At 65.5% G+C, this 10,300-nt stretch carries 10 protein-coding genes and 1 tRNA gene; 6 read left to right on the top strand and 5 right to left on the bottom strand.

Going from position 1 to position 10,300, the window contains the following annotated elements:
- The 3 genes from VN856_RS10820 to VN856_RS10810 form a co-directional block, all read left to right on the top strand.
- The coding region (locus VN856_RS10820) for a CaiB/BaiF CoA-transferase family protein (protein WP_325688803.1) at window positions 1–963 on the top strand (963 nt) is incomplete at its 5' end.
- Window positions 964–1,004: 41 nt separating this feature from the next.
- Window positions 1,005–1,460, top strand: a complete 456-nt coding sequence (locus VN856_RS10815; RefSeq protein WP_325688801.1) for an SRPBCC family protein — start codon at window positions 1,005–1,007, stop codon at window positions 1,458–1,460.
- Window positions 1,461–1,521: 61 nt separating this feature from the next.
- Window positions 1,522–1,595: transfer RNA gene (locus VN856_RS10810), tRNA-Cys, on the top strand.
- A gap of 5 nt (window positions 1,596–1,600) precedes the next feature.
- Here VN856_RS10810 and VN856_RS10805 read toward each other — a convergent pair.
- On the bottom strand, window positions 1,601–3,034 hold the full coding sequence (locus VN856_RS10805) for a wax ester/triacylglycerol synthase family O-acyltransferase (protein ID WP_325688799.1): 1,434 nt from the start codon (window positions 3,032–3,034) through the stop codon (window positions 1,601–1,603).
- A 129-nt stretch (window positions 3,035–3,163) separates the two neighbouring features.
- On the opposite strand from VN856_RS10805, the gene VN856_RS10800 reads away from it, so the two are divergent.
- Window positions 3,164–3,619 carry an SRPBCC family protein gene (locus VN856_RS10800; protein ID WP_325688797.1) on the top strand — a complete coding sequence of 152 codons (456 nt, stop codon included), beginning with the start codon at window positions 3,164–3,166 and terminating at the stop codon, window positions 3,617–3,619.
- Here VN856_RS10800 and VN856_RS10795 read toward each other — a convergent pair.
- The gene (locus VN856_RS10795) at window positions 3,585–4,793 is read right to left on the bottom strand and encodes a pyridoxal phosphate-dependent aminotransferase (protein ID WP_325688805.1); all 1,209 of its coding nucleotides are present in this window, start codon (window positions 4,791–4,793) and stop codon (window positions 3,585–3,587) included. The two genes, VN856_RS10800 and VN856_RS10795, sit on opposite strands and share 35 nt — an antisense overlap.
- 218 nt (window positions 4,794–5,011) lie before the next feature.
- Here VN856_RS10795 and VN856_RS10790 point away from each other — a divergent pair, with 218 nt between their 5' ends.
- Window positions 5,012–6,223, top strand: a complete 1,212-nt coding sequence (locus tag VN856_RS10790) for an acetyl-CoA C-acetyltransferase (protein WP_325688795.1) — start codon at window positions 5,012–5,014, stop codon at window positions 6,221–6,223.
- A gap of 12 nt (window positions 6,224–6,235) precedes the next feature.
- Window positions 6,236–8,383 (top strand): 3-hydroxyacyl-CoA dehydrogenase NAD-binding domain-containing protein, encoded by a 2,148-nt coding sequence (locus VN856_RS10785; protein ID WP_325688793.1) that lies wholly within the window; start codon window positions 6,236–6,238, stop codon window positions 8,381–8,383.
- On the opposite strand, the gene VN856_RS10780 is transcribed toward VN856_RS10785, so the two are convergent.
- From VN856_RS10780 to VN856_RS10770, 3 genes are all read right to left on the bottom strand, one after another.
- Window positions 8,384–8,977: a class I SAM-dependent methyltransferase gene (locus tag VN856_RS10780; protein WP_325688791.1), complete on the bottom strand. Its 594-nt coding sequence runs from the start codon at window positions 8,975–8,977 to the stop codon at window positions 8,384–8,386.
- Window positions 8,978–9,001: 24 nt separating this feature from the next.
- Window positions 9,002–9,343 (bottom strand): hypothetical protein, encoded by a 342-nt coding sequence (locus VN856_RS10775; RefSeq protein ID WP_325688789.1) that lies wholly within the window; start codon window positions 9,341–9,343, stop codon window positions 9,002–9,004.
- Window positions 9,344–9,438: 95 nt separating this feature from the next.
- Window positions 9,439–10,299, bottom strand: coding sequence for an LLM class F420-dependent oxidoreductase (locus tag VN856_RS10770; protein WP_325688787.1), 861 nt, complete (start codon window positions 10,297–10,299; stop codon window positions 9,439–9,441).
- Window position 10,300 lies beyond the last annotated feature (1 nt).

Here is a 10,300-nt window from a genome sequence, read left to right as displayed (position 1 = left end):
CGTCCAGGTGGACTGACGATGCCCGCCGAGAACCTCGACCTGCTGCACCGCGGGAAGCGGATCGTAGACCTGGACGTCAAAGCCGATCCGCAACAGTTGCTGGACCTTGTTGCCAAAGCCGACGTGTTGCTGGACTGCTTTCGGCCCGGCACCTGCGAGCGTCTGGGTGTCGGCCCCGACGATTGCGCGGCGGTCAACCCGCGACTGATCTTTGCCCGGATCACCGGCTGGGGTCAGGACGGGCCACGGGCCAGCACGGCGGGTCACGACATCAATTACCTGTCGCAGACCGGGGCGCTGTCGGCGCTGGGCTACCGCGACCGGCCACCGATGCCGCCGCTGAACCTGGTCGCCGACTTCGGCGGCGGTTCGATGTTCGTGCTGGTGGGCATTGTCGCCGCGCTCTACGAGCGAGAGCGGTCAGGGACCGGTCAGGTGGTCGACGCCGCGATGGTCGACGGGGTCAGTGTGCTGGCGCAGATGATGTGGACGATGCGCTCGACCGGTGCGCTGCGTGACGAGCGCGAGTCGTTTCTGCTCGACGGCGGCGCGCCGTTCTATCGCTGCTATGAAACGGCCGACGGCAAGTACATGGCGGTGGGAGCGATCGAACCGCAGTTCTTCGCCGCATTGCTGGCCGGACTGGGTCTGTCAGCCGACGAGGTACCGGGCCAGTTCGAAATCGGTTCGTACCCAAAGATGTTCGAGGCGTTCACCGCCCGATTCGCCGGCAAGACCCGCGACGAGTGGGCGAAGATCTTCGACGGCACCGATGCGTGCGTCACGCCGGTGCTGACGTGGAGCGAAGCCGCCAGCGACCCGCACCTGGCCGCACGCTCGACGGTGGTCAACGCAGGCGGCGTCGACCAGGCGGCGCCTGCCCCGCGGTTCTCCCGGACACCGTCCGCGCCGGTCGGGCCGATACCGCAGGCAACCACAGCACTCGACCAAATCGGCTGGTAATCAAGCGCAATTAGTGTGCCGCCTTGCTAGCTTGGTAAGTAGTGGCCGTACGAGCATCGAGAGAGATTGTCATCGACGCGCCGCCGGGAGTGATCCTGGAGGCGTTGGCCGATGTCGGGTCACTGTCTTCGTGGTCGCCTCTGCACAAGCGGATTCAGGTGCTCGACTGGTACTCCGATGGTCGGCCGCACCATGTGAAGGCCACGATCAAGATTTTCGGGCTCGTGGACAACGAGATCCTGGAATACCACTGGGGCCCGAACTGGGTGGTATGGGATGCCGGCGATACCTTTCAGCAGCGCGGACAACACGTCGAGTACAACTTGCAGCCGATCGGCGTCGACAAGACCCGGGTGCGCTTCGACATCACCGTCGAACCCGCCGGACCTGTTCCCGCTTTCGTCGTCAGGCGGGCCAGCGAGATCGTGCTCGACGCCGCGACCAAGGGGCTGCGGGACCAGGTGATGGGCGCCTTGATGCCGGAACAACCGAAATAGCGATCGGGTCGAGTTAAACGGTGGTCCGCCGGTGGTCGACGATGGCACGGTAGGTCCCCATGCGGGTGTGGCTGAGCGGCTAGGCAGCGGCCTGCAAAGCCGTACACACGGGTTCGAATCCCGTCACTCGCTCCACGGGCTCAGTCCGCGATGGCCAGCAATTCTTGAAATGCCTGCTGCATGCACTCGGCATACCTTGACGGATCCGGCAGGGCGTCGCGGTCCGCGGTCGCGCTGATCGACAGAATGCCGTTGTAACTCGCGACGACATGAATCAGGTTCATCCCGCCGATGAGGGGCCCCAACCCGGCCGCGCGGAGCAGGCGCGCACCGCGGAAATAGATCGGCTGCGTTGGACCTGGCACGTTGGTCACGGTCGTATTGGCGACCGTCGGGCCGGAGAACGGAAGCACGCTCGCTGCCTTTGCCGCCACCCCGAGCAACGAGGTTGGCACGGTTCCAATCAGTTCGATCAGCTGACTGCGTGTCGACTGATCCGACTCCGAACGGCTCCCCGCGGTCGACGCAGCGATCGTGGTGAGCCGGTCAAGCGGGTCGGCAATGTCCGTTCCGAGTGATTGCAACCGGCCGAACAACATGTTGCCTTTGCCGCTATTGGCGCTGGCGTCGCGCAGCGAGATCGGGCATGCCGCCACGAGCGATTCATCGGGAAGTTCGCCGTGGCCGTCCAGATAGTGGCGAAGGGCACCGCCGACGTAGGCGAGCGCCACATCGTTGACCGTCGAACCGGGCACGCGCGCCTTGATCCGCTTGAACTCGTCGAGTTCGTGGAATCGGGCCTCGAAAACCCGGTGCGCTGAGACCGTTTCGTTGAACCGCGTCTTGGGTGGAAACGACGGGGTGCCGCTCTCGGCAATACGGGACACCCCGCTGACCAGCTTGCCGGGCAAGACTGCCAAGCCGCGTACCGCCTTGGGAGCGCTTGACGCAAGTACTGCGCTCGCCCGCAACGGATACAGCGCTGCCTTTACTGCCATTCGCGACAGTAAATTCGTGGTCGTGGGCAGCGGGCCGGGGTGCCAAGGACTATCGGGTGCAGCGGGGCGTGGGCTATCGGCGGCGAGGTCGTGCATGGCCGCGATCATCTGAACGCTGGCCATGCCGTCGACCGCGCAATGGTGCAATTTCAACGCCATCGCAAAGGAGCCCTTCGGCACTCCGGGAACGGAATTCAGCCCCTCGATGACGGTGATCTCCCACGGCGGACGTCGCAGATCGATCTGGCGGGCGTGCAGCCGCGCGACTTGGATGCACAGCTGCCGCCAGTCGCCGGGCTGCGGTAGCCCGATATGACGGACGTGGTACTCGAGATCGAAGCTCGGATCATCCACCCAGTACGGGCGATCGATACCGCCGGGCAGCTCGGTCAACCGCCTGCGAAAGACGTCGGCGAGATGCAGCCGCGCGTCGAGCTCTTCGAGAATCCCCTTGAAGGTCACCTTGCCGCCCGGGGCAGTCGAAGGGTCGTAAATCAGGAGCATCTGGATTTGCAGTGGCGTCTCAGGCGTTTCGGCGCGCAGCATCATGTCATCGGTCCAACCCAGCTGCTGCACGGCCGGCCTTTCATCGACGCTGATTTCTCAACACTAGGCTTGTCGCCGCCGTCCGGCGAACATTTTGAGCGGCCGCATGGCTGCGCAAACCCGGTCCGCGAACGCGGCCGCGTTGCTAGTTTGCTAGTAGTGGCCGTACAAGCATCGCGAGAGGTTGTCATCGAGGCGCCGCCGGAGGCGATTCTGGAGGCGCTGGCCGACGTCGGCTCGGTGCCGTCCTGGTCCTCGGTACACAAACGGGCCGAAGTCATCGATAGCTATCCCGACGGCCGCCCCCATCATGTGAAGGTCACCATCAGGATCGTCGGCATCATCGACACCGAAGTGCTCGAGTATCACTGGGGACCGGACTGGGTGGTGTGGGACGCCAACAAGACTTTGCAGCAACACGCGCAGCACGTCGAGTACACGCTGCAACGCGAAACCGAGGACAGGACGCGGGTGCGATTCGAGATCACCCTCGAGCCCTCGGCGCCGATACCTGAATTTCTGGTCAATCGGGCGCGCAAGAAAGTCCTCTACGCCGCGACCGAGGGACTGCGACGGCGGGTCATGGCGAGCGTTTCGTCGAACCGTTCGATGTAGCCGGCCCTTCGCGCAGTTGCCCGAGTCTGCGGATCGCTTCGTCAAGCGTGTCTTCGCGTTTGCAGAAGGTGAACCGCACCAAGTGATTCCACGCAACCCAGTCCTCGCCGGCGGGATCGCAGAAGGCCGTCATCGGGATCGCGGCGACCCCGACCTGTTCGGGCAGTGCTGCGCAGAACGCGGTGCTGTCGTCGTAGCCGAGCGGTCGCGGATCGGCGCACAGGAAGTAAGTGCCCGCGCTGTCATGCACTCGGAAGCCGATCTTGCTCAGCCCGCGCGCCAGCCGATCGCGCCTGTCCTGCAACGAGTTCCGCAGCGAAGCCACCCACGCGTCCTCGGTGTTGAGAGCGTCTGCCACCGCCGGCTGGAACGGGGCACCCCCGACGTAGCTCAGATACTGCTTGGCCGCGCGCACGCCGTGAATGAGTTCGGCCGGCCCGCAGGCCCATCCGATCTTCCAGCCGGTGCAGTTGAACATCTTCGCCGCGCTCGAGATCGTGATCGTTCGCTCGGCCATCCCGTCGAGCCCGGCCAACGGTATGTGTCGGTGGCCGTCGAACACCAGATGCTCGTAGACCTCATCGGTGATGACCAGTAGGTCGGCCGACACGGCGACCTCCGAGATAGCCGCCAGCTCGGCCTCGCCGAACACTGTGCCGGTGGGATTGTGCGGAGAGTTGAGCATCAGCGCGCGGGTGCGCGGGGTCACCGCCCGCCGCAGCGCCTCGATGTCGAGCGTGAAGCCGCGGCCGTCCGGGACCAGCGGCACGACGACCCGTTTACTGCCGGCTATCGCCACCACCGGGGAATAGGAGTCGTAGAACGGCTGGATCAAGATGACCTCGGAGCCGGGCTCGACCAGTCCGAACACGGCGGCCGCGATCGCCTCGGTAGCCCCGACCGTGACCAGTATCTCGGTCGCCGGGTCGTAGTCGATGCCGTACTTTCTCTTCCGCTGAGCCGCGACCGCCTCCCGCAGCGCGGGGATCCCGATGCCCGGCGGGTATTGGTTGACGCCCTCGGCGATGGCATCCTGGGCGGCCTTGAGCATCGCGGGCGGGCCGTCCTCGTCGGGGAACCCCTGGCCGAGGTTCACCGCGCCGACCCGCGCGGCCAGCGCTGACATCTCGGCGAACACCGTGGTCGCATACGGTTGCAGTCGCGACACCGTCATGGTCGTCGAGCCTAACTTCGCCCCGGCCTGTGACTGCAGCGTCACGCCCGGCGGCGTGAGTGACTGCAGCGTCACACTCGGTGGCAGAGCCCGGCCGACCCGGCCCAACCAACAGGTTGATCGGCCGCCCTGTTAGGGTGGCCGACAGAGGACTAGCGTCGGAAACGACAGGTCCGTAGCCGGACCTGAAAATCACAACTGTTGAAGAGGAATCAGTCATGTCCGAAGAAGCCTTCATCTACGAGGCCATCCGCACGCCGCGTGGCAAGCAGCGCCACGGCTCGCTGAACGAGGTCAAGCCGCTGAACCTGGTCGTCGGCCTGGTCGACGAGCTGCGCAGGCGGTTCCCAGACCTGGACGAGACCCTGATCAGCGACATGATCCTCGGCGTCGTATCGCCGGTCGGCGACCAGGGCGGCGACATCGCCCGGACCGCGGTGCTTGCTGCCGGGCTCCCCGAGACCACCGGTGGCGTGCAGCTCAACCGGTTCTGCGCCTCGGGCCTGGAGGCCGTCAACACCGCCGCACAGAAGGTGCGCTCCGGCTGGGATGACCTGGTGCTGGCCGGTGGTGTCGAGTCGATGAGCCGTGTCCCGATGGGCTCCGACGGCGGCGCCTGGGCGACCGACCCCGAGACCAACTACCAGATCGGCTTCGTGCCGCAGGGCATCGGTGCCGACTTGATCGCCACCATCGAGGGCTTCTCCCGCGAGGACGTGGACGCCTACGCGCTGCGCAGCCAGCACAAGGCCGCCGAGGCCTGGTCGGGCGGTTACTTCGCGAAGTCAGTTGTGCCGGTTCTCGACCAGAACGGCCTGACCATCCTCGACCACGACGAGCACATGCGGCCCGACACCACGCTGGAAGGCCTGGGCAAGCTGAAGACCGCGTTCGACGGCATCGGCGAGATGGGCGGCTTCGATGACGTGGCGCTGACCAAGTACCACGCCGTCGAGAAGATCAACCACGTGCACACCGGCGGCAACAGCTCCGGCATCGTCGACGGCGCCGCGCTGGTGCTGGTCGGCTCCGAGGCCGCCGGCAAGTCGCAGGGCCTGACCCCGCGGGCGCGCATCGTGGCCACCGCCACCAGCGGCTCGGACCCGGTGATCATGCTCACCGGCCCGACCCCGGCCACCCGCAAGGTGCTCGACCGTGCCGGTCTGACCATCGACGACATCGACCTGTTCGAGCTGAACGAGGCCTTCGCCTCGGTCGTGCTGAAGTTCCAGAAGGACCTCAACATCCCGGACGAGAAGCTCAACGTCAACGGCGGCGCCATCGCGATGGGACACCCGCTCGGTGCCACCGGCGCGATGATCACCGGCACCATGGTCGACGAGCTCGAGCGCCGCAACGCCCGTCGCGCGCTCATCACGCTGTGCATCGGCGGCGGCATGGGTGTCGCCACCATCATCGAGAGGGTTTAAGGGTTTAGGGCCATGGCAGAGAACACCATTCATTGGGACAAGGATGCCGACGGCATCGTCACCTTGACGCTCGACGACCCCACTGGGTCGGCGAACGTGATGAACGAGCACTACGCGGAGTCGATGCACAACGCGGTGGAAAAGCTTGTCGCCGAAAAGGATTCGATCACCGGCGTGGTGATCACCAGCGCGAAGAAGACCTTCTTCGCCGGTGGCGACCTCAAGGGCATGATCAAGCTCGGTCCCGAGAACGCGGGTGAGGCCTTCGACACCGTCGAATCGGTCAAGCGCGACCTGCGTGCTCTGGAAACGCTGGGCAAGCCGGTGGTAGCCGCGATCAACGGCGCCGCGCTCGGCGGCGGTCTGGAGATCGCGTTGGCCTGTCACCACCGCATCGCGGCGGACGTCAAGGGCCTGGTTGTCGGCCTGCCCGAGGTGACGCTGGGCCTGCTGCCCGGTGGTGGTGGGGTGACCCGCACCGTGCGGATGTTCGGCATCCAGAACGCGTTCATGAACATCCTGTCCCAGGGCACTCGGTTCAAGCCCGACAAGGCCAAGGAGACCGGCCTGGTCGACGAGCTGGTCGGTTCGGTCGATGAGTTGGTGCCCGCCGCCAAGGCGTGGATCAAGGCCAACCCCGACTCGCACACTCAGCCGTGGGATGTCAAGGGCTACAAGATGCCTGGCGGTACCCCGTCCAGCCCCGCGCTGGCCGGCGTTCTGCCGTCGTTCCCGGCGCTGCTGAAGAAGCAACTCAAGGGTGCGCCGATGCCGGCGCCGCGAGCCATCCTTGACGCGGCCGTCGAGGGTGCTCAGGTGGACTTCGACACCGCCAGCCGCATCGAGAGCCGATACTTCACTCAGCTGGTCACCGGTCAGGTCGCCAAGAACATGATCCAGGCGTTCTTCCTTGACCTGCAACACATCAACGGCGGCGGGTCGCGGCCGGACGGCATCGAGCCGGTCAAAATCCACAAGATCGGTGTGCTGGGCGCGGGCATGATGGGCGCCGGTATCGCCTACGTATCCGCCAAGGCCGGATACGAGGTCGTACTCAAGGACGTCAGCATCGAGGCCGCGCAGAAGGGCAAGGCGTACTCGGAAAAGCTTGAGGCCAAGGCACTTCAGCGGGGCAAGACCACCGAGGAGAAGTCCAAGGCGCTGCTGGACCGCATCACGCCGGCCGCTGACCCGGCCGACCTGAAGGGCGTTGACTTCGTCGTAGAGGCCGTCTTCGAGAACCAGGACCTCAAGCACAAGGTGTTCCAGGAGATCGAGGACATCGTCGAACCCAACGCGCTGCTCGGGTCGAACACCTCGACGCTGCCGATCACCGGTCTGGCGACCGGCGTGAAGCGGCAGGAGGACTTCATCGGGATCCACTTCTTCTCACCGGTCGACAAGATGCCTCTGGTCGAAATCATCAAGGGCGAGAAGACTTCTGACGAGGCGCTGGCCCGGGTGTTCGACTACACCCTGGCCATCGGCAAGACCCCGATCGTCGTCAACGACAGCCGCGGCTTCTTCACCAGCCGCGTGATCGGCACCTTCGTGAACGAGGCGCTCGCGATGCTGGGCGAGGGTGTGGAGCCTGCCAGCGTCGAGCACGCGGGTTCGCAGGCCGGATACCCGGCGCCGCCGCTGCAGCTGTCCGACGAGCTCAACCTGGAGCTGATGCACAAGATCGCCGCCGCGAGCCGCAAGGGCATCGAGGACGCCGGCGGCAAGTACGAGCCGCACCCGGCCGAGGCGGTCGTCGAGAAGATGATCGAGCTCGAGCGCCCGTCGCGGTTGAAGGGTGCCGGCTTCTACGAGTACGTCGACGGCAAGAGGACCCGGCTGTGGCCGGGCCTGCGCGAGACGTTCAAGTCCGGTTCGACTGAGCTGCCGCTGCAGGACATGGTCGACCGGATGCTGTTCGCTGAGGCGCTGGAAACCCAGAAGTGCCTCGACGAAGGCGTGCTCACATCGACCGCCGACGCCAACATCGGCTCGATCATGGGTATCGGCTTCCCGCCGTACACCGGTGGCTCGGCGCAGTTCATCGTCGGCTATCAGGGTGCGCTCGGCACCGGTAAGGAAGCCTTCGTGGCGCGGGCTCGCGAGCTGGCCGCCAAGTACGGCGACCGCTTCCTGCCGCCGGACTCGCTGACCAAGTAGTTAGCCGCTGCGCTGGAAGAGGTAGTGCCGAGTCGGGGTCTGTTCAGCGTCTAGGTCCCGCTCGGCGCCGGCGGACAGCAAGGTCCAGCCGTGGCTGAATCGTCGCGCCATCTCGGCCGGTTCCACGCCGCGCACACCGAACCTGCCGCCGGGAGCGAATGCGACGATCAGCAATCGCGCGTCCGGGGCTGACATAGCGGCGACTTCGCGGACGTAAGCGTCACGGTCGCCGTCGCTCATGTTGTGCAGGCAGCCGTTGTCTACGATCAACCCGAAGTTGTTGCCGAGGCCGGCTGAGCTCAAGCGGGTGACATCGGCGCGGGCGAAGTTGATGACAGCGCGGGCCTTTTCCGCCTTGGCGCGGGCTTTTTCCAACGCTTGCTTGACGTAGTCGACAGCTGTGACCTGCCAGCCATGCTCGGCCAGGTAGATCGAGGTGTCGCCGGTGCCGCAACCGAGTTCGAGCGCGGTCCCGGGGGATAGCGCATCGTTGCCTTCGATGAGGGCCCGCAGACTCTGAGCCAGCGGGTGGCCATCCCAGGGCGTGAACCCGAGCCGGTAGAAGATCCGAAACAGCGTGTGCTTGGAAGACATGGCTCCAATGTATGCCTGCTCGGATTAGTCACATCCGCCACTTGCGTAAGGCTCCAGGAGCAGTGTGCTTTGTGCCCGCCTCACAGCGACAACCGCCGAGCGCAGTGCCAGAACTCGTTGATGAATCCGGTAATCGGTGGAGCGCGGGATATAACCCGGACCGTAGCGACCGCGCCCGAGTCGGCGCGCGCGACCGCGCTCGATCTCCCACCGCAACGCGTCGGAGATGGCTTTCGACGGCCGGCCCTGAACGCAAAAACCTTGGTGGCGAAGGCCTTCGATCAATTCGGCCACGGTCGCCGGACCCTGATTCGCCAGATGGAAGGTGAGGACGTACCGCAGCTCGATGCCTCGAAGCAGCTTCATTGCGGAATCCTCGCACGTAGGTATGACGCATCCGCGATTGTCGCTGTGAGGCGGGCACATCGGACACCACCTCGGCGAGGGGCGGGTGTGACTCGCTACTTCAGCGCGGCGGCGATGCGCCGCCACTGCTCGCGTGGATAGGCTTTCGGGTCGCTCAGCAACACCTGGATGCAGACGTGGTTGGCGCCGGCCGAACGATGCTCGGAGACCCGACGCAGGATTGCGTTCTCGTCGCCCCACGCGATGATCGCGTTGAACAGGCGATCACTCACCTGCGCCAGATCGTCTTCGGAGAAGCCGGAGCGCAGCAGATTGTTGGCGTAGTTCGGCAACGCCAAATACGAACGTAGCCAGTCGGTTCCGATAGCGCGTGCGTCGTCGGCGCTGTCGGTGAGAATCACGGTCTGCTCTGGCAGCAGCCAGGGCCCGTCACCCAGAGTCCCACGGGCCGTTGCGGTGTGCTCGGGGGTGACGAGGTAGGGGTGTGCCCCCGCGGCACGTCTAGCGGACAGCGACAGCATTTTCGGGCCGAGCGCGGCCAGCACCCGTCGTTCGGCGGGAACCGGTTGCGGCGTGGCATCCAATTCGTCAAGGAAGGACGCCGTCGCCGCCAGGGGTTTGCGGTACCGCCCGGGCGCGCCGGCATCGATCACCGGTGCGTGGCTGACCCCGATACCCAGCAGGAAACGGTCGCCGTGGGCGGCGGTCAGTTCCGCGTACGACGTAGCGACGTCGCTCGGCGTATGCATCCAGAGATTCAGGATCCCGGTGGCGACCGTGGTTTGCTTAGTTGCGGCGAGCAGGTTGCCAACCGCTTCGAAGACCGCCCCGCCAACGTCGGGTATCCACAGTGCCCGGAACCCCAATTCGTCCAATTCCGCTGCCGCATCAGCGGATTCAGCGGGGTTGCCGTAGCGAAGCTGGCTACTCCAGATCCCGATACCGGTGAGGTCCATT

This window comes from Mycobacterium sp. (genome assembly GCF_035603715.1).
In the GTDB taxonomy this organism is placed as follows: Bacteria; Actinomycetota; Actinomycetes; order Mycobacteriales; family Mycobacteriaceae; genus Mycobacterium.
This window is presented reverse-complemented; position numbering and strand designations above follow the sequence as displayed.

What these genes read in the sequence shown, in the direction of transcription:
- VN856_RS10795 (WP_325688805.1), bottom strand. Translation starts at nt 4,793, where the DNA reads ATGACGGTGTCGCGACTGCAACCGTATGCGACCACGGTGTTCGCCGAG.
- VN856_RS10790 (WP_325688795.1), top strand. Translation starts at nt 5,012, where the DNA reads ATGTCCGAAGAAGCCTTCATCTACGAGGCCATCCGCACGCCGCGTGGC.
- VN856_RS10785 (WP_325688793.1), top strand. Translation starts at nt 6,236, where the DNA reads ATGGCAGAGAACACCATTCATTGGGACAAGGATGCCGACGGCATCGTC.
- VN856_RS10780 (WP_325688791.1), bottom strand. Translation starts at nt 8,977, where the DNA reads ATGTCTTCCAAGCACACGCTGTTTCGGATCTTCTACCGGCTCGGGTTC.
- VN856_RS10775 (WP_325688789.1), bottom strand. Translation starts at nt 9,343, where the DNA reads ATGAAGCTGCTTCGAGGCATCGAGCTGCGGTACGTCCTCACCTTCCAT.
- VN856_RS10770 (WP_325688787.1), bottom strand. Translation starts at nt 10,299, where the DNA reads ATGGACCTCACCGGTATCGGGATCTGGAGTAGCCAGCTTCGCTACGGC.